A 24,139-nucleotide genomic window follows, 5' to 3' on the forward strand; every position below is an offset into this window, starting at 1 on the left:
GACACAGGAAGGGGACCCGGAACCGGACGCGTCGTTCCGGACCCCGATCCCCGTTTCCGGATGCCGGCTTACTTCTTGTCGTCCTTGACCTCGGTGAACTCCGCGTCCACCACGTCGTCGGAGCGGGTACCGCCAGCCGCGCCGGCGTCGGCACCGCCCGGCTGGCCGCCCGCGGCGGAGGCCGCGGCGAACAGCGACTGTGCAGCCTCTTCCAGCGCCTTCGACTTGGACTCGATCTGGCCCTTGTCGTCGCCCTTCATGGCCGTTTCCAGCTCGGCGATCGCGCCCTCGGTGCGACCGATGACGTCGCCCGGCACCTTGTCGCCGTTGTCCTTGATCGCCGTGCGCGCGGTGTGGATCAGCGCGTCGGCGTGGTTGCGGGCCTGCACCAGCTCGTGGAACTTCTGGTCTTCCTCGCGGTGGGCTTCCGCGTCGGAGACCATCTTGGCGATCTCCTCCTCCGACAGGCCCGAACCGGCCTTGATCTCGACCTTCTGTTCCTTGCCGTTCTTCTTGTCCTTGGCCGACACATGCAGGATGCCGTTGGCGTCGATGTCGAAGGACACCTCCACCTGCGGCATGCCGCGCGGCGCGGCCTCGATGCCGGTGAGGTCGAAGCGGGCCAGCGACTTGTTGTAGCGCGCCTGCTCTCGTTCGCCCTGCAGCACGTGCACGGTCACGGCCGACTGGTTGTCCTCGGCGGTGGAGAACACCTGCGAGGCCTTGGTCGGGATGGTGGTGTTCTTCTCGATGATCTTGGTGAACACGCCGCCCAGCGTCTCGATGCCCAGCGACAGCGGGGTCACGTCGAGCAGCAGCACGTCCTTGACGTCGCCGGCCAGCACGCCGCCCTGGATCGCGGCGCCCAGCGCCACGGCCTCGTCGGGATTGACGTCCTTGCGCGGTTCCTTGCCGAAGAACTCGGCCACGGCCTGCTGCACCTTCGGCATGCGGGTCTGGCCGCCGACCAGGATCACTTCGCTGATTTCGCTGGCACGCAGGCCCGCGTCGTTCAGCGCGATGCGGCAGGGTTCGATCGTGCGCTTGACCAGGTCGTCGACCAGCGCTTCCAGCTTGGCGCGGGTCAGCTTGATGTTGAGGTGCTTCGGGCCCGAGGCGTCGGCCGTCACGTACGGCAGGTTCACTTCGGTCTGCTGCGCGCTGGACAGCTCGATCTTGGCGCGCTCGGCAGCGTCCTTCAGGCGCTGCAGGGCCAGCGGGTCCTTGCGCAGGTCGATGCCCTGGTCCTTCTGGAATTCCTCGACGAGGTAGTCGATGACGCGCTTGTCGAAGTCCTCACCGCCCAGGAACGTGTCGCCGTTGGTGGACAGCACTTCCACCTGCATCTCGCCGTCGACCGAGGCGATCTCGATGATCGACACGTCAAACGTGCCGCCGCCCAGGTCGTAGACCGCGACCTTGCGGTCGCCGCCCTTCTTGTCCATGCCGTAGGCCAGCGCGGCCGCGGTGGGCTCGTTGATGATGCGCTTGACGTCCAGGCCGGCGATCTTGCCGGCGTCCTTGGTCGCCTGGCGCTGGCTGTCGTTGAAGTACGCCGGCACGGTGATGACCGCCTCGGTGACGGTCTCGCCCAGGTAGGCCTCGGCGGTCTTCTTCATCTTGGCCAGCACTTCGGCCGAGATCTGCTGCGCGGCCATGCGCTTGCCTTCGGACGTCTCGATCCAGGCATCGCCGTTGTCGTGCTGGGTGATCTTGTACGGGACCAGGCCGATGTCCTTCTGGACTTCGGCGTCGGTGAACTTGCGGCCGATCAGGCGCTTCACCGCGAAGAAGGTGTTCTTGGGGTTGGTGACGGCCTGGCGCTTGGCCGAGGCGCCGACCAGGACTTCGCCGTCCTTGGTGAAGGCGACGATGGACGGCGTGGTGCGGTCGCCTTCCGAATTCTCGATGACGCGGGCCTTGCCGCCTTCCATGATCGCCACGCACGAATTGGTCGTGCCGAGGTCGATGCCGATGATCTTGCCCATGGTGATTGCTCCCTCTCGAATGCTTTGAATGCTTGGGGCGGTCAGTCCGCCGATGTTCGCTATCTGGGGTTCAGGCGTTGCCCTTCAAGGGCAAGGACCGCACGACGATGGCTGCGACGCGTTCGTCGCGCGCGCCAGCCCCCTCAGTCGTGCCGGGCGACGACCACCAGCGCCGGGCGCAGCAGCCGGTCGTTCAGCAACCAGCCCTTCTGGTAGACCTGCACCACATTGCCGGGCGCATGGCCGGCGGCCTCGACCATGCTCATGGCCTGGTGGTGTTCGGGATTGAACGGCTGGCCGACCGGGTCGACCGCGATCAGGCCGTTGTCGCCGGCCACCTTGAGCAGCTGACGCAGGGTCAGCTCCATGCCCTCGCGCAGGTGCGCGGCGGTGTCGCCGGGCACGGCCAGGCCCGCTTCCAGGCTGTCGATCACCGGCAGCAGTTCGGACAGCAGGCGCTCGTTGGCGAACCTGCGGGCCATGTCGAGCTCGCGCGCCATGCGCTTGCGCTGGTTCTCGAGTTCGGCGCGTTCGCGCAGCGAGTCCTCGCGCAGCTGTGTCAGTTCGGCCCGGGCGGCCTCGAGCTGGTTCGCCAGCGGGGCGCCTTCGGTATCGGGGGCCACGTCGGGCGTGTCGTTGGGTTCGCCGGTATTGCTGGAAGTCATGCGTTGCTCCATTCCCTGCGCCAAGGGCGCTCAAACATGCGGAAAACCGCGCACGAAGGCGCGTCAACGGCAGCAATGGGGCCGCTGTCACGGGTTTCAAGACGAACCGCACGACGGACGCCGGCCACGCGGCCGGCCACGGCCTCAGGTTTCGGGGTCGAGCGCCGCGCCCAGGGCGTCCGCAGCCGCCTGCACCACCGGAATCACCCGCTCGTATGCCATGCGGGTGGGCCCGATCACGCCCAGCACCCCGAGCACGCGCCCGCTGCCCGCCGCCACATAGGGCGCGCTCACCAGCGAGATGCCCTCCAGCGGGGCCAGCCCGGTTTCCTCGCCGATGAAGATGCGCACGCCCGGCGCCTGCACGGTGCGCTCCAGCAGCTGCAGGATCTCGCGCTTGCGGGCAAAGGCCTCGAACAGATCGCGCAGGCGGTCCAGGTCGGCCAGGTCCTGCACGCCCATCAGTCGCGTCTGGCCGGCAAGCACCATGTCGTCGCGGGCGGGTTCCAGGACCTGGTCGGCCAGTTCCACCGACTGCGACAGCAGCCGCTGCATCTCGTCCTGGGCATTGCGCAGCTCGCGCACCAGCGTGGCGCGGATGTCGGCCACGGTGCGCCCCGCGAAATGGGCGTTGAGGTAGTTGGCCACGCGCTCCAGCTCGCCGGCATCGAAGGCCCGCCGCGTCTGCACGATGCGGTTCTGCACCTCGTTGTCGGCGAACACGACGATGGCCAGCACGCGCTGGGCGTCCAGCGGGACGAAGTCGATCCGGCGGAAGGCGAACTGCTCGCGCCGCGGCACGCTGACCACGCCGACGAAATGGGTCATCGCCGACAGCAGCTCCGAGGCGCTGCCCAGCAGGGCCTGCGTGCCCGAGCCCGGCGGCAGCTCGCCGCGCAGCCGCGCCAGGTCGCTGTCCGGCAACGGCCGCACCTGCAGCAGCGAATCGACGAACAGGCGGTAGCCCTGCGCCGTCGGCACCCGCCCGGACGAGTGGTGCAGCGCGCTGAGCAGCCCGGCGTCCTCGAGGTCGGCCAGGATGTTGCGGATCGTCGCCGGGCTGACGTCGAGCCCCGCGTGGCGCGCGAGGGTCTGCGAGCCAATGGGCTCGCCACTGTGGATGTAGCGGCCGATCAGCGTGCGCAGCAGCTGGCGGGCACGCGGGTCGAGGCTGGGATCGGCGGGTTTGCGACTCATGGCGGCGATATATGACGGGTTCGCGGGCGACGCAAGGGTTTGACGTCGATCGCACTCCCCGCGCCCGTTCCTACGCGGTGAGACGGCGACCGGCTATCAAGCGGCAACCCACACAGGGCACAATCGCGGTCCGATGCTCGTCCACCTCTCGCTCAAACAATTCGCCGTGGTCAGCGAGGCCGAACTGGCCTTCGGCCCCGGCCTCACCGTGATCTCCGGCGAAACCGGCGCCGGCAAGTCGCTGCTGGTGGACGCACTGGGCCTGCTGTCGGGCCTGCGCGCCGACAGCGGCGTGGTGCGCCATGGCGCCGACCGTGCCGAACTGGTCGCCGAGTTCTCCCTGGACGACGTGCCCCTGGCGCGGACCTGGCTGCTGGAGAACGAACTGGACGAGGACGACGCCTGCCAGATCCGCCGCGTGATCCGCGCCGATGGCGGTTCGCGCGCGTGGGTCAACGGCCGCCCGGTGACGCTGGGGCAGCTGGGCGAACTGGCCGGCCGGCTGGTCGAGATACACGGCCAGCACGAACACCAGGCCCTGCTGTCGCGCCCCAGCCAGCTGGCCCTGCTGGATGCCTTCGGCCGCACCGAAACCGAACGCCGCGCGGTGGAAGCCGCCGCCGCGCACTGGAACGGCCTGCTCGCCGAACGCGACACGCTGTCGGCCCAGGGCGACGTGTCCGACCGGATCGACTGGCTGGAACACCAGCATGCCGAACTGGACCGCGAAGACCTGGAACCCGAATCCATCGCCCGCCTGCAGGCAGACCATCGACGTCATGCGCATGCGGCCGGCCTGATCGCGGCCTGCGATGGCGCATTCGCGCAGCTCGGCGGCGAGGAAGATCCGTCGCTGTCGCGCACGCTGCAGCACGTGCGCTCAGACCTGCAACGCGTGGTCGAGCATGAGCCGCGCCTGGGCGAAGTGGACGCCATGCTCGACGCCGCCGCGATCCAGATCGACGAAGCCCTGGCCCTGCTCGACCGCGTGCGCAGCGACCTCGACCTGGACCCGGCCGCGTTCGACGCCATCGAGCACCGCCTGGGCCGCCTGCACGAACTGGCGCGCAAGCACCGCGTCACGCCGGAGCAGCTCGGCGCCCACCGCGACGCGATCGCGGCGGAACTGGACACGCTGCGCGGCGCCGGCGTGCGCCTGGCGACGCTGGACGGAGAGATCGCACACGCCCGCCAGGACTGGCGTGCCGCCGCGGACGTGCTGGGCGCACGCCGCCGCGAGGCCGCGCAGCGACTGGCACAGGGCACCACCGCCCTGATCGCCGAACTGGGCATGGGCGGCGGACGTTTCGACGTCGAACTGGAACCCACCGACGGCGACCGCCCCGATCCGAACGGCGGCGAACGCGTGGAATTCATGGTCGCGGCCAACCCGGGCCAACCCGCGCGGCCGCTGCGCAAGGTTGCCTCCGGCGGCGAACTCTCGCGCATCTCGCTGGCCATCGAAGTAGCGGCGCTGGGCATGGATGCGGTGCCGACGATGGTCTTCGACGAAGTCGACACCGGCATCGGCGGTGCGGTGGCGGAAATCGTCGGCCAGAAGCTGCGCGCGCTCGGCGCGAGCCGCCAGGTGCTGTGCGTCACCCACCTGCCGCAGGTGGCCGCGCAGGGCCATGCGCACTACCGCGTCAGCAAGGCCGCCAGCGAGGGCGTCACGCAGAGCGCGGTGCAGTCGCTCGATGCGAAGCAGCGCGAAGAAGAACTGGCGCGCATGCTCGGCGGTGTCGAACTCACCCGCGAGGCGCGCGCGGCGGCGAAACGGCTGCTGGCGGACGTGGTCTGACGGCGGGATTCGGGATTCTCGATTCGCATGCTGTCATTCCCGCGAAGGCGGGAATCCATCGATCCGCCGCCATTGAGGCCTTCGTCAGCGTTGACGCATGCGAGCCTGGATCCCTGCCTTAGCGGGGATGACATCAACCGCGGGGTTCACGCACGCACACGAAAAAGCCCGCCATCGGCGGGCTTTTTCACGCACTCGAATTTCGAACATCCAATCCCGGCTTCACCGCTTCTTGCGCACGTACAGTACCAGCGAGTGCTCGTCGATCTCGTAACCGTGCTTGGCCGCGATCTTGCGCTGCAGCTCTTCGATCTCGGGACTTTCGAATTCGATGATCTTGCCGGTGTCCACGTCGACCATGTGGTCGTGGTGGTGGCCGCGGTCCAGTTCGTACACCGACTGGCCGGCCTCGAAGTTGTGCTTGAGCACCAGCCCGGCCGCCTCGAACTGGGTCAGCACGCGATAGACCGTGGCCAGGCCGATGTCCTCGCCGTGCTCGAGCAGATGGCGGTAGATGTCTTCCGCGGTCATGTGCCGCGGCTTGGACTGCTCCAGCAGTTCCAGGATCCGCAGGCGCGGATGGGTGACCTTGAGTCCGGCGTTGCGGAGGTCTTGCGATTCCATGGGATTACCCTCGTCAGACTCGAAGCGCATCGGGCGCCGGGGCCCGGAACGCTGGATGAACGCGGCGGTGGCCGCCGGTCCCCGCGCTTGGTGGATGCGCCCTTCAGTGTATCATCGCGACGTTATCCGCCTGTCGCAGACCCCGATGCCGAAGCACACGACGTACAAGCTCCTGCTGGTCCTTTCCATCGCCATGGTCACCGGCGGCTGCGGCATCCTCTACAAGCAGCCCATCTATCAGGGCAATCTGCTGGAGAAGTCCAGCGTCGATCAGCTCCAGACCGGCATGAGCAAGCAACAGGTCAACCTGCTGCTCGGCTCGCCGTCGATCGAAGACCCGTTCCACCACGACCGCTGGGACTACGCTTCCACGCAGCGCACCAACCGCGTGGGCACCGTCGAGAAGAAGAACCTCACCCTCTGGTTCGAGAACGACTCGCTGGTGAAGTGGGAAGGCGACTACTTCCCCGAGCAGGACGAACAGCTGGCCCGGCAGACGGTCCGCCAGTTCGGCCGCAACCTGCCGAAGGAAAAGAACGAGAAGCGTCGCGGCCGCTGACCGCACGCGCCAGACGCTTCGATGAAAACCCGGCTACGGCCGGGTTTTCTGTTTGAGCGGCCGGGATTCGGCGCGACGCCGGCGCGCGGTCTTGGGATCGGCCTGCAGCGGACGCAGCAGCTCCACGCGATCGCCATCCTGCAAGGGCACATCGCGCGCCACGCGCACGCCGAACACGGCATGGGCCACGGTTTCCGCATCGCGATCCAGGCCCGCCGCGACCAGCGCATCGCCGACGGTCGCGCCCGCTGGCAGTTCCAGCTCGATCGCCTCGAAGCGCCGCGGCCAGGCGCGCACGAGCTGGATCTTCACCTCAGGCCTCTTCGCCACGGTCCGCGACGCGGATGAAGTCGTCGACCATGCGATCGGCCAGGCCCTGGAACCCCAGTGCCATCGCCGGCCCCAGCAGCTTCACCTTCGGCTCGAATTCCAGCGTCAGCGTGACCTTGCACGCGGACTCGTCCAGCGCGTGGAATTCCCAGCGTCCGCCCAGGCTCTGGAACGGCCCCTCGACCAGCTTCAGCTGGATGTGGTGCGGCGGGCTCATGGTGTTCTCGGTGGTGAACCAGGTGCGCAGCGCGCCGAAGCCGATGTCCAGGCGCGCCACCAGCCGCCCCTCTCCCGCTTCCAGCACCTGCGCCGACTCGCACCAGCTGAAACGTCGCGGATAGGCCGCCACATCGTTGACCAGCGCGAACATGCGCGCGGCGGAGTGCTCGACGAGGGCGGTACGGCGGATGGTCTGCATGTGGTGCGTGGCCCGGTCCCGGTATCGCCCTGCCCCCGCTTTCGGGGACAATGGTGCGATGTCCAAGAATTCCAACAAGAAGACCGGCAAGGATAAGGGAAAGGGCGCCGGCGGCGGCACCATCGCACTCAACAAGCGTGCGCGCCACGAGTACCACCTCGAGGACAAGTTCGAGGCCGGTCTGTCCCTGCAGGGCTGGGAGCTCAAGGCGATCCGCGCTGGCCGGGCCAACATCGGCGACGCCTACGCCGTGGTCCTGCACAGCGAGATCTTCCTGATCGGTTCGCAGATCACCCCGCTGATCTCGGCCTCCACGCACGTCGTGGCCGACGACCGCCGCTCGCGCAAACTGCTGCTGCATCGGGCGGAGATCGACACGCTCATCGGTCGCGTGCAGCGCGACGGCTACACCCTGGTTCCTACCGCGCTCTACTGGAAGGGCAACAAGGTCAAGGCCGAAATCGCCCTGGCCAAGGGCAAGCAGGCCCACGACAAGCGCGAGGCCAGCAAGGAACGCGACTGGCAGCGCGAGAAGCAGCGCGTGATGCGCCGGCACAACAAGGACGCCTGACGCCCTGCCGCCGGTCGCCTGACCGGCGGTGCCCAGCCTCGATGCAGGATGAAATCAGCGCGGCAAGCCGCTGATTTTCAACGAGTCGCAATCCGTGATACGCCGCCATGGCCAGATCGGGCCAGCAACGGCTGCTTGCGTACGGCCGCGAAGGTAAATAGATTTTTACCTCTGCAGGAACTCCGATGTCCGACCTCACCGCCCGCCAGGCCCAGATCCTGGCTTACATAAAGGCCCATGCCGAAGCCGAAGGCATGCCGCCCACGCTGCAGCAGATCGCCGATGCGTTCGGCTTCCGCCAGGCCTGCGCGGCGCACAAGCATGTGCGGCGCCTGCAGGAGGCCGGCGTGCTGGACGTGCGGCCGAACCAGGCGCGCGGCATCCGCCTCGCCGGGCCATCGCCCTCTGCGCGCACGCACCGGACGCGCGATGACGACCGCCTGACGCTCGCCGTACTCGGTCGCGTGGCCGCGGGTGCGCCCATCGGCGCCGACGCCGGCATCGAGCGCGAACTCCGCCTCGACCGCGCCCTGTTCTCCACCGCACCGGACTACCTGCTGCGCGTGCAGGGCGATTCGATGCGCGACGACGGCATCTTCGACGGCGACCTGGTCGCGGTGAAACGCGCCCGCGACGCGCGCGACGGACAGGTCGTGATCGCGCGCATCGACGAGGAAATCACCATCAAGCGGCTGGAGCGCACAGCCCGGCGCATCCGCCTGCTGCCGCGCAATCCGGCCTATCCGCCCATCGAGATCCCGCCCGGCAGCGACTTCGCCATCGAAGGGCTCTACTGCGGCCTGGTGCGCCCCGACTGATGGCCGCCGAAGTCGTCCCGCTCGAATCGCTGCTCCTGGCACGTACCGTCTGGCGCGCCGGACGCAACGCGGCGGCCGCGCCGCTGGGCGAGACCACCGGTTTCGCCAATCTCGACACCCTGCTCCCGCATGGCGGCTGGCCGCACGGCGCGCTGACCGAACTGCTGATCCCGGCCGAAGGCGTGGGCGAACTCTCGCTGCTGATGCCCACGCTGTCGCGGATGACGCAGGCAGGGAAGCTGGTGGCGCTGATCGCGCCGCCGTTCTGCCCCTATGCGCCGGCATGGCAGCGCGCAGGCGTGGACCTGCGCCATCTGGAAATCGTGCGCGCCGATCCGCGCGGCGCGTTGTGGGCGTTCGAACAATGCCTGCGCAGCGCGGCGTTCGCGGCGGTACTCGGCTGGCCGACCAATGCCGACGGCCCGGCCCTGCGGCGGTTGCAGGTGGCCGCCGACAGTGGCGAATGCCTGGGCTTCGCCGTGCGCGACAGCCGCCATGCCGGCAACCCCTCGCCTGCCGCGCTGCGCATCGAACGCGTGGAAACAGCCTGGCGCGTGCGCAAATGCCGCGGCGGCCAGGTGCCCGCGCGCGGGTTCGCGCCGCCATCGGAGTTGGCGCGTTGAGCGCCCGCCATGCTCTGGGCCTGTCTCCAATTGCCGCATCTGGCGCTCGACGCCGTCCTCCGCCGCGTCGAGGACCCGCACCACCCGCTCGCGCTGGTGACGGGCCCCGCGCAGCTGCGCAGCCTGTTCGCGGTCAATGACGCCGCCGCCGAAGCCGGCCTGAAACCCGGCATGCGCCTGACCGCCGCGCACGCGTTGTGCGCGCAGGTCGCGCTGCACGAGCACGATCCGAAGGCGCAGGCGCACTCGCACCGTTTCCTTGCCGCGTGGGCGTATCGCCACAGTTCGCTGGTCAGCCGGCAATGGCCGGGCGCGATCGTGCTGGAAGCCAGCGCCAGCTTCCGGCTGTTCGGCCCCTGGCCACGTTTCGAGAAACGACTGCGCGAGGACCTCGATGCGCTCGGCTTCCACCATCGCATCGCGCTGGCGCCCACACCGCGCGCGGCGCTGGTGTTCGCGATGCTGCGCGACGGCTTCGCGCTGTCCAGCGCAGAGGGTTTGCCCGGCACCCTGGACCGCGTGCCGGTGCGTCGCGCCGCCCTGCCCGGCGATGTCGGCGAACGCCTGCACCGCATGGGCGTGCGCACGCTGAAGGACCTGCGCGAACTGCCGCGCGATGGCCTGCGTCGCCGCTTCGGCATCGAACTGCTCGAACATCTGGACCGGCTGTACGGCGACGCCGACGATCCGCTGGAGTACTACCAGCCGCCGGACCATTTCGATGCGCGCGTCGAGATGGGCTACGAGGTCGAAAGCCATCAGGCACTGCTGTTCCCGCTGCGCCGCCTGGTGCGCGATCTGGCGGTGTACCTGTCCTCGCGCGATGGCGGCGTGCAACGTTTCACGATGCGGCTCGAACATGAGGAAGGCCACACCGACGTGCCGGTCGGCATGCTCGCGGCCGAACGCGATGCCACGCTGCTGATGGACATCGCGCGCAACCGGCTGGAACAGGCATCGATCGAAAAACCCGTCGTCGGCCTGCGCCTTCTGGCGAAGGAACTGCCGCCGTTCGTGCCAGCCGCGCGCGATCTGTTCGACACGCGCCCGTCGCAGGCGGTGCCGTGGCCGCAACTGCGCGAACGCCTGCGCGCGCGGCTGGGCGACGATGCGGTGTACCGCATCGCACCGTCCGGCGACCCGCGCCCCGAGCGCGCGTGGCGGCGCGCCAGTGTCGATGACGATGCGGCCTGCGCGATGGATGCTCCCGTGCGCCCGCCACGCCCCACCTGGCTGCTGCCGCATCCGGTGCCGCTGCGGCAGCACGCGCGCATCGTATCCGGCCCCGAACGGCTGGAAAGCGGCTGGTGGGACGGCGACGACGTGCGCCGCGACTACTACGTCCTCGAAACCCTGCATGGACAGCGCGCCTGGGCCTTCGCCGACCCGGGCAAACGCGACGGCTGGATGCTGCACGGCTGGTTCGCATGAGCTGGGACGACGCCATCGACGGCGTCGACCGCGACACGCCCGGCGATCGCGTGCCGCGCGCGCTGCAGGTCGCCGTGCGCCTGCGCGAAGCCGCCAACGACGACCTCGACGACGACGCCCCGCCCTACGCCGAACTGCACTGCCTGTCGGACTTCAGCTTCCTGCGCGGCGCGGCGAGCGCGGAGGAACTGTTCGACCGCGCACGCCACTGCGGCTACCGCGCCCTGGCCATCACCGACGAATGTTCGCTGGCCGGCATCGTGCGCGCGCTGGAAGCCTCGCTCGCCACCGGCGTGCGCCTGATCGTCGGCAGCGAATTCCACCTGCGCGACGCCACGCGCTTCGTGCTGCTGGTGGAGAACGCCGCCGGCTACACGCGCCTGTGCGAACTGATCACGCGCGGGCGCCGCGCCGCCGACAAGGGCACGTACCGGCTGGATCGCGCCGACGTCGAAGCGGTCTTCGCCGATGGCAACGGCGTGTTCGCGCTGTGGCTGCCGGATCGCACACCGGGCACGTCGCCCGATTCCACCTCCGGACGCTGGCTGCAATCGGTATTCGGCGAACGCGTCCACCTGGCCATCGGACTGCACCGCGAGCAGGACGATGAAGCGCGTCTGCAGGCGCTGCTGTCGCTGGCATCGGAACTGCGCATGACGCCCGTCGCCACCGGCGACGTGCACATGGCGGTGCGGCGCCAGCGCACCCTGCAGGACACCATGACCGCGATCCGCCACGGCCTGCCGCTGTCGGAATGCGGCGCGCACCTGTTCCGCAACGGCGAACGACACCTGCGTGCACGACGCACGCTGGGCAACATCCATCCGCCCGCGCTGCTGCAGGCCGCCGTCGCGCTGGCGGAGCGCTGCACGTTCGACCTGCAGAAAGACATCCATTACGACTACCCCTTCGAGCTGGTGCCCGAAGGCGAAACACCGACCTCACACCTGCGCGCGCTGACCTTCGCCGGCATGCGCAACCGCTGGCCGGAGGGCACGCCGGACAAGGTCGTGCGGCAGATCGAATCCGAGCTGGCGCTCATCGCCGAGCTCAAGTACGAGGCGTTCTTCCTGACGGTGGAAGACATCGTCCGCTTCGCGCGCAGCCGCGACATCCTGTGCCAGGGCCGCGGCTCATCGGCCAATTCCGCAGTGTGCTACGCGCTGGGCATCACCTCGGTGAACCCGGAGGAAAGCCGCCTGCTGATGGCGCGTTTCCTGTCGCGGGAACGCAACGAGCCGCCCGACATCGACGTGGACTTCGAACACGAACGCCGCGAGGAAGTGCTGCAGTACGTCTACGCCAAGTACGGCCGCGACCGCGCCGCGCTGGCCGCCACGGTCATCCGCTACCGCGGCAAGAGCGCCGTGCGCGATGTCGCCAAGGCCTTCGGCCTGCCGCCGGACCAGATCGCGCTGCTGGCCAACTGCCATGGCTGGGGCAACGGCGGCACGCCGATGGAACAGCGCCTGGTCGAAGCGGGGTTCGATCCGGACAACCCGCTGATCGCACGCGTGCTCGCCATAACCGACGAACTGGAGAACCACCCGCGCCACCTGTCGCAGCACGTCGGCGGCTTCGTCATCTCGCAGGAACCGCTGTCCACCGTGGTACCGGTGGAGAACGCCGCGATGGACGACCGCACCATCATCCAGTGGGACAAGGACGACCTGGAGACGATGAAGCTGCTCAAGGTCGACTGCCTGGCACTGGGCATGCTGACCTGCATCCGCAAGGCCATCGCGCTGGTGTCGAAGCACCGCGGCCGCGACATCGACATGGCCCTGCTGCCGGCCGGCGACAAACCCACCTACGCGATGATCCAGCGCGCCGACACGGTGGGCGTGTTCCAGATCGAATCGCGCGCGCAGATGACGATGCTGCCGCGATTGAAGCCGAAGAACTTCTACGACCTGGTGGTGGAGGTCGCCATCGTGCGGCCAGGGCCGATCCAGGGCGGCATGGTGCACCCGTACCTGCGACGCCGCATGGGCAAGGAAAAGGTGGAATACCCCTCGCCGGAAGTGGAGGAAATCCTCAAGCCAACGCTCGGCGTGCCGCTGTTCCAGGAACAGGTGATGGAACTGGTGATGCACGCCGGCTACAGCGACAGCGAAGCCGACCAGCTGCGGCGTTCGATGGCGGCCTGGCGCGTGGGCGGCGACATGGAACCCCACCGCGAACGCATCCGCGACTGCATGCGCGGCAAAGGTTATGCGGAAGCGTTCATCGAGCAGATCTTCGAGCAGATCAAGGGATTCGGTTCATACGGCTTCCCGCAGAGCCACGCGGCCTCGTTCGCCAAGCTGGTCTACGTGAGCTGCTGGCTCAAGCGACACGAACCGGCGGCCTTCGCCTGCGCGCTGCTCAACGCGCAGCCGATGGGGTTCTACTCCACCAGCCAGATCGTGCAGGACGCCCGCCGCGGCGCGCCGCAACGGGCCGCGGACGAATTCGAAAGCGAGGCGGAACGTGCGCTCGCGATGCGCGAAGCCGTCGGGATACTGCCCGTGGACGTGATGCACAGCGACTGGGACTGCACGCTGGTCGGCGGCACGCACTTCGACGACGCGCGCAACGTGCAGCCGGCGATCCGCCTTGGCCTGCGCGAGGTGCGCGGCCTGTCCGAAGACGCCGGCCATGCCATCGTCGCCGCACGCACGCGACGCGCGTTCGACGATCTGCAGGACCTGCGCCTTCGCGCGCGACTGGACGACAAGGCCTGCAACGCGCTGGCCGAATCCAATGCCCTGCGGGGACTGGTCGGCAATCGCCATGTCGCACGCTGGGCGGTGGCCGGCCTGGAACACCGCCGGCCGCTGCTGCCCGGCAGCCCGCGCGAGGACGGGATCGACCTGCCCGCCCCGCGCATCGGCGAGGAAATCCTGTCGGATTACCGCGCCACCGGCCTGAGCCTGGCCTCGCACCCGATGGCGCTGCTGCGCCCGCAGATGCAGGCGCGTCGCATCAAGGGTTCACGCGACCTGCGCGAGATGCGCCACGGCCGCGGCGTGCATGTCGCCGGACTGGTCACGCAGCGCCAGCGCCCCGCCACCGCCAAGGGCACCATCTTCGTCACGCTGGAGGACGAGCACGGCATGATCAACGTGATCGTCTGGCCCGACCTCGCCGCACGCCAGCGCAAGCCGCTGCTCGATTCCACGCTGCTGTCCGTGCGCGGCCGCTGGGAACGCGTGGACGGCGTGGAGCACCTGATCGCCGGACAACTGCAGGACCTCAGCCCGCTGCTGGGCGAACTGCAGACACCGTCGCGGGATTTCCGCTAGCAGATCGGTTGGCTTCTGTGCTGTCATCCCCGCGAAGGCGGGGATCCAACTTGCCAGTGTTGCGTCCTTTCCGGAGAGCGTGATGTCGCGGACGGTTGGATGTTCGGCTCCGCCGAAGTAAAGCGGGGCTCGCCTTCGCGGGAATGACGGCAGGTCTGCTGAAGCGGGCGCGCGACCTTCCGCGCGCCCGCCTCCACCCATGCGCCCCTCAAGGCGCGCAGGGCAACACGTGCTCGGCCTCGTTCAGCGCACCCAGCTGCACGCGCGAGATCGACAGCTCCAGCTTGCCGGCGGTGCGCAGCTCCAGCAGCGACTCCAGCTTGCGGGTGTCGGCGCCGGCCTTGCCGAAGCACTTCAGCGGCACGCCGAACGTCGTCCACTGGTTCGCCGGCAATGCGGCGAGCGCATCGCGTACCGGCAACCGCGCCTGGCACGTTCCACCGCAGCTCACGCCGATGGTGACGTCTTCCGTCGGTACCTTCTCCGGACGCAGCGTCATCACCACCATGATGTCGCCGTTGGCCTCGCGCGCCAGATCCATCGGCGTCTGCGGCGCCAGTGCAAACGTGGCCGCCTGCGCGCCGGACCACACCAGACGGCGCGCGTCTTCCTGCGCCTTGTGGTCCACGGCGGTGACCTTGAGGCTGCCGTCCTGCAGTGCCGCCGGCAACGTCGTCACCTGCACCACCTGCCCACCCGCGTTGGACACGCGCATGGCGATGCCGTCGGCCAGCTGGCCGCGGGCGTAGAACGTGCCCACTTCCGTCTGCCCGCCCTTCACGCCGGAATCTTCCGGCAACGGTGCGAGGTCGCCCTTGTCGGCGTACGTCAGGCCGAAGCCGAACGGGAACAGCGGGTTGTAGTCCTTCTGCCCCACGTTGTTGGCGTACTGGGTCGCCAAGCGCGGCCAGCTGAAGCTGAGCTTGCCCTTGAAGTCGTACTGCACGCTGCCGTCGGCCTTGCGCAGCAGCACGTCGGCGATGCCCTCGCCTTCCGAGCCCGGCAGCCACGCCGCGACGAACGCATCGGACGCGTTGATCTCGCGGTTCATCCACAGCGGGCGTCCGCTCATGAACACCGCCACCACCGGAATGCCCTCGGCCTTCAGACGCTTGATGAGCTCCAGGTCGCTGTCGTTGCCGGGCTTGTACAGCAGGTGCGGAATGTCGCCCTGGAATTCGGCGTACGGGTTCTCGCCGAACACCACCACGGCCACGTCCGGCTTCTGCGTGTACTTGCCATCGATGGCCAGCACCGCTTCGCCACCGGCCGCCTTGGCCTGTCGCGAGATGCCTTCGTACACGGTGTCGGCATTGGGGAAGTCGGCGCGCTTGTTGCCGGTGCCCTGCCAGCTCAGCGTCCAGCCGCCGGCCTGCTTGCCGACATCGTTCGCGCCGTCGCCCGCCACCAGGATGCGCTGCTTCGGCTGCAGCGGCAGCACGCCGCCCTGGTTCTTCAGCAGCACCAGCGATTCGCGCACGGCCTGCCGCGCGATCGCGCGATGTTCCGGCGCACCGAGCAGCTCGAACTTGCCACCAACCTCGCGCTGCGACGGCTTGCCCGCCTCGAACAGCCCCAGGCGGAACTTCACGCGCAGGATGCGGCGCACCGCGTCGTCCAGGCGCGCCTGCGGAATCGTGCCGGCCTTCACCGCGGCCAGCGCGCTGTCGTAGAAACCCTTCCAGCTGTCGGAGGCCATCGCCATGTCGAGGCCGGCGTTGATCGTGGCCGGGCAGTTGGTGCTGGTGCAGCCGGGCACCAGGCCGTGGCCGTTCCAGTCGCCGACGACGAAGCCGCCGAAGTTCATGCGCCCCTTCAGCACGTCGGTCAGCAGCACCTTGTTGCCGTGCATGCGCGTGCCGTTGACGCTGTTGAACGAGGCCATCACCGACTGCGCACCGGCCGCGATGCCCGGCGGATAACCCGCCGCATGGATGCGCACCAGCTCGGCTTCGCTCAGTTGCGTGTTGCCCTGGTCCTTGCCGTTGGTGGTGCCGCCGTCGCCGAGGAAATGCTTGACCGAGGAGATCACGTGGCGGCCGCTGAGGAACTCCTTGGTGCCGACCTTGCCCTGCAGGCCTTCGACCATCGCGCCGGCGAAACTCGCCACCACGTCGGGCGATTCGGAATAGCCCTCGTACGAACGCCCCCAGCGGTCGTCCTGCGGCACGGCGACGGTGGGCGCGAATGCCCATTCCATGCCCGTGGTGCGCGTTTCCACCGCGGTGACCTGGCCGATGCGGCGCAGCAGGTCCGGGTTGCGCGTGGCGCCCAGGCCGATGTTGTGCGGGAACAACGTGGCGCCGACGATGTTGCTCTGCCCGTGCACGGCATCGATGCCGAAGATCACCGGGATCGCCTTGCCGCCCTGCGAGGTGTCCATCGACGCTTCGTAGAACGCATCGGCCAGTGCCAGCCATTCGGCGGGCTTGGCATCGTAATGACCACCCGGATCGGAGTTGCCGCCGGCGAGCACCGAACCCAGCCGGTACTTGCGCACGTCGTCCGGCGTGATGCTGGAAATGTCGCCCTGCACGATCTGGCCGACCTTCTCTTCCACCGTCATCGTGGCCATCAGGTCGGTGATGCGCTGCTCCAGCGCCGGGTCTTCCGGCAACGGCCAGGCCACCGAGGGCCACGGCGATTCGTCCGCCTTCGGTGCGCTGGTGCGATCGCCCTTGCAGGCACCCAGCGCCACTACGAGCGCCGCCAACAGCACGCCACCGCCGATACGTTTGAAGTTGCGTCCGTTCACCACGTTCAGGCCTCTCTGCGTTCCGGTTCGTTGCCAAGGGGACGCCCGCGCCATCGGGCGCGGACGGACGTGCGGTTGTGTCAGGCCGAGACCAACGGCTTGCGCGCGCCCCATACTTCGGGCGGGGCCTTGCAGTACTGCTCGATGAACGCCTGTTGCGATGGCATCCCGGTGACGGTCTGGTCGATGCGCTGGCGCAGCGACGACAGGAACTTGCGCATGTCGTCGTCGCCCAGCGTTTCCGACAGCGGGTGATGCTGCGCCGGGACGATGCCTTGGCCCAGCATCACGTGCGTCCACGAGTCCACGCGGAACAGCTCGTTGGCGCCCTGCCACGCGTGCGCACGTTCGCGCCATGCACGCAGTCGGATCGACAGCGAATCGGGCAGTTCCATCTCGCGGCAGGCCTTCCACATCGGCTCGTCGCGCTGGTTGGCGTGGTAGTGCAGGATGATGAAGTCGCGCACGTGCTCCATCTCGATGCGGCTGGTCTCGTTGAACACGTCCACCAGAGCCGGCGGAATGCCGTCGAAGGGGAACAGTTCGACCAGGCGCACGATGGCGCTCATGCCCAGGTGGATGCTGGTCGATTCCAGCGGCTCGATGAAGCCGCTGGCCAGGCCCAGCGACACTACGTTCTTGTTCCATGCCTTCAGGCGCCGACCGCTGCGGAACGGCACCAGCCACGGGTCCTTGATGGGCGGCGCGACGGCGTCCTTCAGCAGGCGTGCGCGTGCTTCGTCGTCGGACATGTGGCGGCTGGAGAACACCCAGCCGGTACCCACGCGATGCTGCAGCGGAATGTTCCAGCGCCAGCCGGCCTCATGCGCGATCGCGCGCGTGTACGGTCCCGGCGGTCCCAGCGATTCGGTCTGCACCGCGACCGCGCGGTCGCACGGCAGCCACTGGTTCCAGTCTTCATAACCCGACTTCAGCGTCTGCTCGATCAGCAGCCCGCGGAAACCGGTGCAGTCGATGAACAGGTCGCCTTCGATCACCTTCCCGTCTTCCAGCACCAGCGATTCGATGTAGCCCGATTCGCCGTTCTGCTTCACCTCGCGGATCTTGCCTTCGATGCGCTTGAGGCCGTAGCTCTCGGCCTTGCCGCGCAGGAAGCGCGCGTACAGGCCGGCGTCCAGGTGGTAGGCGTAATTGACCTGCGGCGTGGTCTGCAGCGTGAACTGGTCCTTGCGTGAGGCCACGGTCTCCAGGCAGTAGTCGCCGAGTTCGGACGACATGCCACGGCGCAGGCTGTCCAACCAGAAATGGTGGAACCCACACACCAGCGTGCTGGAGCCGGTGATGCCGAACGGATGGAAGAAGTGGTCGCCGGGGCGACGCCAGTTCTCGAACGAGATCGACAGCTTGAACGTTCCGGCGACGGCACGCAGGAACTCCTGTTCGTCGATCTGCAGGAAACGGTGGAAGTTGCGGATCGGCGGCACCGTCGATTCGCCCACGCCCACCGTACCGATCTGTTCGGACTCGACCAGCACCACGTCCAGCCGCTCGCGGAACTGGTGCGTCAATGCCGTGGCGGCCAGCCAGCCCGCCGTGCCACCGCCCGCGATCACCACCTTGCGAATCCTGCCCTTCTCCACCTGCCCCTCCCATCTGTCGCAATGGAGCCGGGACGCCCCGGCTCAACGATTGAGTTTGGCGATCAGCATCGCGCGCAGCTGCCGCGCGAGCTTCTCGTCGACCGGCCCCAGCACGTTGCGCGCCGCTTCGGGCAGGTGCCCGCCGGCGCGGTCGGCGGGGCCGAACACGTAGTGATCGAAGATCTCGCGCCAGGCCTGCTTCTCGCGTTCGGGCCGGTCGCGGATGGTCCACAGTGCGTGGTAAAGCGCATGCATCGGCGTGGGAACGTACGCCGGCACGCTGTTCCACCAGTAGTTCACGAGCACGGTGAACGGATCCAGCCCTTGCACGTGGTGCCACCACAGGCTGGGAATGAAGATCGCATCGCCGGGTTCGAGCACGGCGGTCTGGCCGGCAGCCAGCGCGTCGCGGAAGCCGGGGAAACGTTCGAAATCCGGTGCGCTGAAATCGACCACGCTCACCGCCTGCCCGCCGGGCGTCGGTTCCAGTGGGCCGGGATAGAGGTTGCCGATCTGCTCCGTCGGAAACAGGGTGAAGCGGCGGCGGCCCACGGCCGCGCAGGCGATGTTGCTCATCGCGTCGTAGTGGCACGACGCAGTGACGCGGTTGCCGATCCAGATGCTGGGCGGCGCATCGATGCCGCGCGCCGCAAGGTCCAGGTCGTTGTCGGCACGCAGGCCGGGAAAACGCGTATCGACCAGCAATGATGCGACGTAATACGTGGGCGGGCGCGCGTCGTCGGCGTGCGCCGCGATGCCATCGAGCACCGTGCCCAGGTCGCTGCGCCGCACCTCGCAGTTGATGTCGGTGAAATCGGCGGTGTAGAACGGCCGCCCGGCGACGTCGGGATCGCCCCACGAATACGTGACGGGTTCTCCGTTGTAGAAGCCGCGCAGGTACTCCATCGCCTCGCGCATCGAACGCTGGCCGGCCTGGACCAGTCTCCAGTTCCGCACCAGCCCGCGCAGCACTACCGGCGTACCCGACGCGACCAGCTCGTCGAGCGGCAACGCGTCCGCGGCGACCTCGATCTCGCGAATGCGGCCGGCGACTTCGACCATCAGGCGTTCTCCGCCTGGCGCAGCCGTCGCTGCTTCTCGGCCATCATGCGACGCAGGTTGTGCAGCGATGCCAGCACGAGGAACGCGCCCTCCAGATACCCCGCCTGGTGCAGGCGATGCAACGCCTGGGCGTCCAGCGAAGCCAGGCGTTCACGGTCGATGCCGTGCAGGCCGGTCAGGTTGACGCGGTGCGTGTCGTCGATCTGCAGGTCCAGTTTCAGTGGCTGGATCAGTTGCAGGGCATCGAGCGCGTCGAACATCGCCTGCCCCGCATCGACACCGTCGCGGATGCCACGCAGGACGGCTGCGATGTGATCCAGGTACGGGCTGTTTCCGCCATGCGGCAGGAACACCGGCTCGCCTTCACCCGCGCGAACGCGCGGATGCTCCATGTCGACGTGGATGACCGGCTCGCGACGCAGTTCGCCGTCGATGCGTTGTTCCTGGAAACCGATCAGGAACGGGCCCTTCGCGACCGCGCCGGGCAGATAGGTGGCGTTCCAGCGTTCGTCCTGCAGGAACAGGTTTTCCTTCTGGTCGAAACCCAGCAGCGCCACCGCCTGCCACTGGCCCGTCTCGCCGGTCTGACGGCGGAAGAAGATGGGGTACTCGCGCTGGAGTTCGGCGAACTCCGTGGGAAACGCCGGCACCATGCCGGTCTCGTCGCCGAATTCGCGACCGAAGCGCGTGACCACGCGCAGGTCCTTGTGCGTGATGTTGTTGAGCAGTTCGTATCGTGCCATGAGGTTCGCGATGGGCGGGTCCGCGTGATGTTATGCGCCTCCTCCGCGGGGAAGGAAAGAGCCCGTCGCCTTCACCCGCGCACGCGGCCGTGCCGCACGCGTGGACCACCCCGTCAGGCAGGGACCGTCGCGGCTGCGACGGTCCCCGGCCCGACACGGCATCCGCGACGGATGCCGTGCGAGATCAGAACTTGTAGCGAACGCCCAGCATGTAGCGCGGGTCCTGATCGACCAGCTTGACGATCTGCTTCTCGGAGCGGGCGTGCCAGCGCACGTCCTCGCCGGTCAGGTTGATCGCCTCCAGGCTGAAGGTCCAGTGGTCGTCGAGCGAGTAGTTCACGCTCGCATCCCACTGCTTGTACTCCTCGACGTAGAACGGGTTGCGGTTGGAGCCGTTCTCGCTCGAGGAGATCAGGTACTCGTCGCGCCAGTTCCACGCCAGGCGTGCCGACCAGCCGAACTTCTCGTACATGAACATCACGTTGGCCGTGTCGCTCAGTCCGAGCAGCGCGAACTGGTCGCGTTCGATCACGGTGTTGTCGAAGGCAACGTCACCGTCCACCAGCGTGTAGTTGGCGTAGATGCCGAAGCCCGTTTCACCGAAGAAGTACTGACCGCCCACTTCCCAACCGTGCAGATTGGCGTTGTTCTGGTTGACCGGCGTCTGGACGTCGAACTCGTAGAGCGGGTCATCCGCCTCGCCGACCAGGTCGTAGGCATTCTCCATCGCAAGCGACTGCGCGGAGCTGCCGTCGTACGCGGCCAGGCCGCCGGTCGCTCCTGCATTGCGCAGCATCGCCACCGCGGTGAACAGCGCGGTGTCGTTGGCCGAGCACGCCTGTGCCAGATCGCCACCGGCGGCCGTGACCTGCGCCGCGCACTGCGCGCCGGTCAGGAACGCCAGCGCCGCCTGCGCATCCGGACCCGAGGTCGGATCCGTCAGCCCGTAGAGCGGCTGGCGCACCACCGAGGTGCCGATGAAGTTCTTCACGTCCTTGTTCCAGAACGTCACCGAGACGAAGCTCGCATCGGCGAAGTACCACTCGATCGCCAGGTCGAGGTTGTCCGATTCCAGCGGATCCAGTGCAGGGTTCTGCGCATCGCCGTCCGCACGCGTGGACGGGTTGATCAGGATCGAACCGGTCGGCTGGTTCGGCGTGGGACCTGCGTAGAGGTTGCTGAACGGAGCACGCGCGATGGTCTTGCTGAACGATGCACGGCCCTTGATGTCGGACGTCAGATCGATCGAGAAGTCCAGGTTCGGCAGGACGTAGTCGTAGCTGTGCGTCTCGCTGAAGGGCTGCTGCTCAGTACCGCGCAGGATGCGGAAGTCGTTGTTCGCCTGCCACTGGATCGCCGTGGGAATGGCGACCTGCGAGGTCGAGGTGACGTACGTCTTCTCGTAACGCACACCGATGCGGGTACGCGTGGTCATGCCACCCAGCGTGCCGTCCAGGTCCACCTGCGCATAGGCTGCGTCGGTGTCTTCCTCGATGCGGTTGTCCGCCGCCATCTGCGGGTTGTAGCGGGTGGTGGCACCGTAGAAGTCGCCGGCCCAGAGCGCCCCGTCCGTGGCATTGCCGCGCCATGCACCCGTGGCCGCACCGCTGGTGTTGTAGTCGTTGAACATGCCGACGATGTCCACCGGACGCAGCAGTTCGGCCAGGCCCGGCTCGTTGCCGGTATTGGCCACGCCCCAGTCGCCCAGCGTCGAGTAGGCCTCGGTCGCCTGCAGGCGCTTCATCGTCGTGTTGGACGAATCGATGCCGAACGACAGGCGGCCATCATCGAAGTTGTACTCGCCGTCGATGCGGCCCTGCTTGATCTCGGTTTCCTGGCGCTGGTAGTTGATGCGCAGCACCTGCGAACCGATCTGCTCGATCGGGAAGTCCGGGTTCACGACGCCGTTAACGTCCGCCACGGCGGAAGCCGAATCCGGGAACCAGACGCGCGCGCCGATCGGCAGGCCGTTGTTGAAGGTCAGTTCCTGCGCCCAGTTGCCGCCGCAGTACGGGCCGACGGTGCAGTTGTTCGTGCCGGCGATACTGAAGAAGGTCGAGCCGCCACCGGTGACAGGGTCGTTGGGCAGGCTCTTGGACGTGGTGTTGTGGCCGTCGAACGACAGGCGGAAGCGGTCGGTCACGTCCCACTTGGCGTTGAAGCCCAGCGAATCGAGCTTGTATTCCTGTTCCTGTCGCTGCTGCTCGTAACCGAAGTCCTTGGTGCCGACGATGTCGCGGATGAAGACTGGCGTGGCGACCTGGTTGCCGGTGTCGAACACCAGATCGGTGAAGCTGTTGGCACGCTGCAGCCAGATGGTCTGCTCACCGCGGTTCTCGGTGATCTCGTTGGTGGAGTACGTGTAATCCAGGGTCAGCGTCACCGCGTCGCTCGGCGCGAACTGCAACACGCCCTGGGCGTTGATGCGCTCGCGCTCGAAATCGGCGAAGGCATAGCGCAGGTCGTTCGGCATGCCGTAGAGCTGGCCGATGGCCGGCGCATTGACCACGACCGCGTCCGGACGCAGTGCCGGGTCTGTGCCGGTCCAGCGCTGCATGTTCCAGGCGTTCTCGGTGGACTGCACCGAACCGCCATGGCGCTTCTGGTAGCTGGCCGACAGGCCCACGCCCCAGGTCTTGTCGTCGTTGGCGTAGCTGAAGATGCCGGACACTTCCGGCGTGATGTCGTTGTCGAACGGCTGCGACTCGTCGTACACCGCCTTGGCGCCGGCGCTGGCGACGATGGTGCCGCCCTGGTGGTTGAACGGACGATCGGTCTGGATGTCGATCGTCGCGCCGATGCCGCCGCTGGGCACGTTGGCCTGGCCGGTCTTGAAGACCACCAGCGAGTCGATGGCTTCGGAGGCCAGCTGCGCGAAGTTGAACGCACGCGTGCCGCCGTCGACGCCGCCGATCGGCACCTGGCCCGGCGCACCGAATGCGTCCGCGCCCGGGATCTGGCGACCGTTGAGGGTGACCATGTTGAACTGCGGACCGAAGCCACGCGCGGTGATCTGCGCGCCTTCGCCGTCGCGGCGCTCGATCGAGATGCCCGTGATGCGCTGCAGCGACTCGGCCAGGTTGGTATCCGGGAACTTGCCGATGTCCTCGGAGCTGATCGCGTCGATGATGCCCGCGGTCTCGCGCTTGAGTTCCATCGACTGGTTCAGGGCGTTGCGCATGCCCGTCACAACGACCGAATCCAGCGTGGTGGCGTCATCGGCCCCGCGCGTCTGTCCGGCCTGTGCGGCCTGCGCCTGTGTCGCCTGCGCCTGCGTGGCCTGCGCGGCCTGTGTGTCCTGCGCGTAGGCAGGGTTGATGACCAGCACGCCACCCACGAAGGTGAACATGGCGGTGGACTTGAACCGCTTCATCCTCTGGCTCATTGCCCCATCCCCTGGTTGGAAGAAGGGCCTTGGATGGCCTGACTCGCGAAATGCGGCGCGACTGCCGCCTTCGCCCTGGACGTCCTCACTGCGTGGCACCGAAACCGGATCATGTGGTCTGCCCTCTCACTTCGATCGATGGATGTTTGCCCTCCCCAGGGCACCTGCAGGCAGAGCCTGCTCACTTCCAGACCGAGCGTTCAACGAACCGCCCGTTGCAGCAATTGCCGATGGCTTTGGAGCTATTCCGTGCGAATCAGGACCGTGTACGGCGGTGTCGT

At 67.9% G+C, this 24,139-nt stretch carries 18 protein-coding genes; 7 read left to right on the forward strand and 11 right to left on the reverse strand.

Annotated features, from left to right (window positions below):
- Positions 1-68 precede the first annotated feature (68 nt).
- The 3 genes from dnaK to hrcA form a co-directional block, all read right to left on the reverse strand.
- Positions 69-1,988 carry a molecular chaperone DnaK gene (dnaK, locus tag QLQ15_RS14255; protein ID WP_283213427.1) on the reverse strand — a complete coding sequence of 640 codons (1,920 nt, stop codon included), beginning with the start codon at positions 1,986-1,988 and terminating at the stop codon, positions 69-71.
- Positions 1,989-2,131: 143 nt separating this feature from the next.
- Positions 2,132-2,653, reverse strand: coding sequence for a nucleotide exchange factor GrpE (gene grpE, locus QLQ15_RS14260; protein ID WP_283213428.1), 522 nt, complete (start codon positions 2,651-2,653; stop codon positions 2,132-2,134).
- 144 nt (positions 2,654-2,797) lie between these two features.
- The gene (hrcA, locus tag QLQ15_RS14265) at positions 2,798-3,850 is read right to left on the reverse strand and encodes a heat-inducible transcriptional repressor HrcA (protein WP_283213429.1); all 1,053 of its coding nucleotides are present in this window, start codon (positions 3,848-3,850) and stop codon (positions 2,798-2,800) included.
- A 133-nt stretch (positions 3,851-3,983) separates the two neighbouring features.
- Between hrcA and recN the strand changes: the two genes are divergently transcribed.
- Positions 3,984-5,651 carry a DNA repair protein RecN gene (recN, locus tag QLQ15_RS14270; protein WP_283213430.1) on the forward strand — a complete coding sequence of 556 codons (1,668 nt, stop codon included), beginning with the start codon at positions 3,984-3,986 and terminating at the stop codon, positions 5,649-5,651.
- Positions 5,652-5,873: 222 nt separating this feature from the next.
- Here recN and fur read toward each other — a convergent pair whose 3' ends face one another.
- Positions 5,874-6,275 carry a ferric iron uptake transcriptional regulator gene (gene fur, locus QLQ15_RS14275; protein WP_283213431.1) on the reverse strand — a complete coding sequence of 134 codons (402 nt, stop codon included), beginning with the start codon at positions 6,273-6,275 and terminating at the stop codon, positions 5,874-5,876.
- A gap of 145 nt (positions 6,276-6,420) precedes the next feature.
- On the opposite strand from fur, the gene QLQ15_RS14280 reads away from it, so the two are divergent.
- Positions 6,421-6,834, forward strand: a complete 414-nt coding sequence (locus QLQ15_RS14280; protein ID WP_283213432.1) for an outer membrane protein assembly factor BamE — start codon at positions 6,421-6,423, stop codon at positions 6,832-6,834.
- Between the two features lie 33 nt (positions 6,835-6,867).
- Here the strand turns inward: QLQ15_RS14280 and QLQ15_RS14285 are convergent, their stop codons facing one another.
- On the reverse strand, positions 6,868-7,146 hold the full coding sequence (locus QLQ15_RS14285; protein ID WP_283213433.1) for an RnfH family protein: 279 nt from the start codon (positions 7,144-7,146) through the stop codon (positions 6,868-6,870).
- Position 7,147: 1 nt separating this feature from the next.
- A complete protein-coding gene (locus tag QLQ15_RS14290) occupies positions 7,148-7,582 on the reverse strand; it encodes a type II toxin-antitoxin system RatA family toxin (RefSeq protein WP_283213434.1) in 435 nt (144 codons plus the stop codon).
- Positions 7,583-7,640: 58 nt separating this feature from the next.
- Between QLQ15_RS14290 and smpB the strand changes: the two genes are divergently transcribed.
- The 5 genes from smpB to QLQ15_RS14315 all read left to right on the forward strand — a co-directional run bounded on the left by smpB (position 7,641) and on the right by QLQ15_RS14315 (position 14,312).
- The gene (gene smpB / locus QLQ15_RS14295) at positions 7,641-8,153 is read left to right on the forward strand and encodes an SsrA-binding protein SmpB (protein ID WP_283213435.1); all 513 of its coding nucleotides are present in this window, start codon (positions 7,641-7,643) and stop codon (positions 8,151-8,153) included.
- Between the two features lie 185 nt (positions 8,154-8,338).
- On the forward strand, positions 8,339-8,971 hold the full coding sequence (lexA, locus tag QLQ15_RS14300; RefSeq protein ID WP_283213436.1) for a transcriptional repressor LexA: 633 nt from the start codon (positions 8,339-8,341) through the stop codon (positions 8,969-8,971).
- Complete coding sequence (gene imuA, locus QLQ15_RS14305; RefSeq protein WP_283213437.1) at positions 8,971-9,594, forward strand: translesion DNA synthesis-associated protein ImuA; 624 nt, start codon at positions 8,971-8,973, stop codon at positions 9,592-9,594. The genes lexA and imuA overlap by 1 nt, the downstream gene beginning before the upstream one ends.
- 9 nt (positions 9,595-9,603) lie before the next feature.
- A complete protein-coding gene (locus QLQ15_RS14310) occupies positions 9,604-11,025 on the forward strand; it encodes a Y-family DNA polymerase (protein WP_283213438.1) in 1,422 nt (473 codons plus the stop codon).
- Entirely contained in the window at positions 11,022-14,312 is a 3,291-nt protein-coding gene (locus QLQ15_RS14315) for an error-prone DNA polymerase (RefSeq protein ID WP_283213439.1), read from the forward strand. Before QLQ15_RS14310 ends, QLQ15_RS14315 begins: the two co-directional genes overlap by 4 nt.
- Before the next feature lie 208 nt (positions 14,313-14,520).
- On the opposite strand, the gene QLQ15_RS14320 is transcribed toward QLQ15_RS14315, so the two are convergent.
- The 5 genes from QLQ15_RS14320 to QLQ15_RS14340 form a co-directional block, all read right to left on the reverse strand.
- Positions 14,521-17,067 (reverse strand): glycoside hydrolase family 3 protein, encoded by a 2,547-nt coding sequence (locus tag QLQ15_RS14320; RefSeq protein ID WP_283213440.1) that lies wholly within the window; start codon positions 17,065-17,067, stop codon positions 14,521-14,523.
- 80 nt (positions 17,068-17,147) lie between these two features.
- Complete coding sequence (locus QLQ15_RS14325) at positions 17,148-18,668, reverse strand: tryptophan halogenase family protein (RefSeq protein ID WP_283213441.1); 1,521 nt, start codon at positions 18,666-18,668, stop codon at positions 17,148-17,150.
- Between the two features lie 42 nt (positions 18,669-18,710).
- Positions 18,711-19,730, reverse strand: coding sequence for a cupin-like domain-containing protein (locus QLQ15_RS14330; protein ID WP_283213442.1), 1,020 nt, complete (start codon positions 19,728-19,730; stop codon positions 18,711-18,713).
- Positions 19,730-20,473 (reverse strand): SapC family protein, encoded by a 744-nt coding sequence (locus tag QLQ15_RS14335; protein ID WP_283213443.1) that lies wholly within the window; start codon positions 20,471-20,473, stop codon positions 19,730-19,732. The genes QLQ15_RS14330 and QLQ15_RS14335 overlap by 1 nt, the downstream gene beginning before the upstream one ends.
- 184 nt (positions 20,474-20,657) lie before the next feature.
- Positions 20,658-23,846 carry a TonB-dependent receptor gene (locus tag QLQ15_RS14340; protein ID WP_432277818.1) on the reverse strand — a complete coding sequence of 1,063 codons (3,189 nt, stop codon included), beginning with the start codon at positions 23,844-23,846 and terminating at the stop codon, positions 20,658-20,660.
- Between the last annotated feature and the right edge of the window lie 293 nt (positions 23,847-24,139).

Origin of the sequence: Lysobacter stagni, from assembly GCF_030053425.1 — a bacterium.
Lineage (GTDB): Bacteria > Pseudomonadota > Gammaproteobacteria > Xanthomonadales > Xanthomonadaceae > Lysobacter_J > Lysobacter_J stagni.

What these genes read in the sequence shown, in the direction of transcription:
- QLQ15_RS14280 (WP_283213432.1), top strand. Translation starts at nt 6,421, where the DNA reads ATGCCGAAGCACACGACGTACAAGCTCCTGCTGGTCCTTTCCATCGCC.
- QLQ15_RS14310 (WP_283213438.1), top strand. Translation starts at nt 9,604, where the DNA reads ATGCTCTGGGCCTGTCTCCAATTGCCGCATCTGGCGCTCGACGCCGTC.
- grpE (WP_283213428.1), bottom strand. Translation starts at nt 2,653, where the DNA reads ATGACTTCCAGCAATACCGGCGAACCCAACGACACGCCCGACGTGGCC.
- fur (WP_283213431.1), bottom strand. Translation starts at nt 6,275, where the DNA reads ATGGAATCGCAAGACCTCCGCAACGCCGGACTCAAGGTCACCCATCCG.
- QLQ15_RS14315 (WP_283213439.1), top strand. Translation starts at nt 11,022, where the DNA reads ATGAGCTGGGACGACGCCATCGACGGCGTCGACCGCGACACGCCCGGC.
- QLQ15_RS14290 (WP_283213434.1), bottom strand. Translation starts at nt 7,582, where the DNA reads ATGCAGACCATCCGCCGTACCGCCCTCGTCGAGCACTCCGCCGCGCGC.
- QLQ15_RS14330 (WP_283213442.1), bottom strand. Translation starts at nt 19,730, where the DNA reads ATGGTCGAAGTCGCCGGCCGCATTCGCGAGATCGAGGTCGCCGCGGAC.
- QLQ15_RS14335 (WP_283213443.1), bottom strand. Translation starts at nt 20,473, where the DNA reads ATGGCACGATACGAACTGCTCAACAACATCACGCACAAGGACCTGCGC.
- lexA (WP_283213436.1), top strand. Translation starts at nt 8,339, where the DNA reads ATGTCCGACCTCACCGCCCGCCAGGCCCAGATCCTGGCTTACATAAAG.
- hrcA (WP_283213429.1), bottom strand. Translation starts at nt 3,850, where the DNA reads ATGAGTCGCAAACCCGCCGATCCCAGCCTCGACCCGCGTGCCCGCCAG.
- dnaK (WP_283213427.1), bottom strand. Translation starts at nt 1,988, where the DNA reads ATGGGCAAGATCATCGGCATCGACCTCGGCACGACCAATTCGTGCGTG.
- recN (WP_283213430.1), top strand. Translation starts at nt 3,984, where the DNA reads ATGCTCGTCCACCTCTCGCTCAAACAATTCGCCGTGGTCAGCGAGGCC.
- smpB (WP_283213435.1), top strand. Translation starts at nt 7,641, where the DNA reads ATGTCCAAGAATTCCAACAAGAAGACCGGCAAGGATAAGGGAAAGGGC.
- QLQ15_RS14340 (WP_432277818.1), bottom strand. Translation starts at nt 23,846, where the DNA reads ATGAAGCGGTTCAAGTCCACCGCCATGTTCACCTTCGTGGGTGGCGTG.
- imuA (WP_283213437.1), top strand. Translation starts at nt 8,971, where the DNA reads ATGGCCGCCGAAGTCGTCCCGCTCGAATCGCTGCTCCTGGCACGTACC.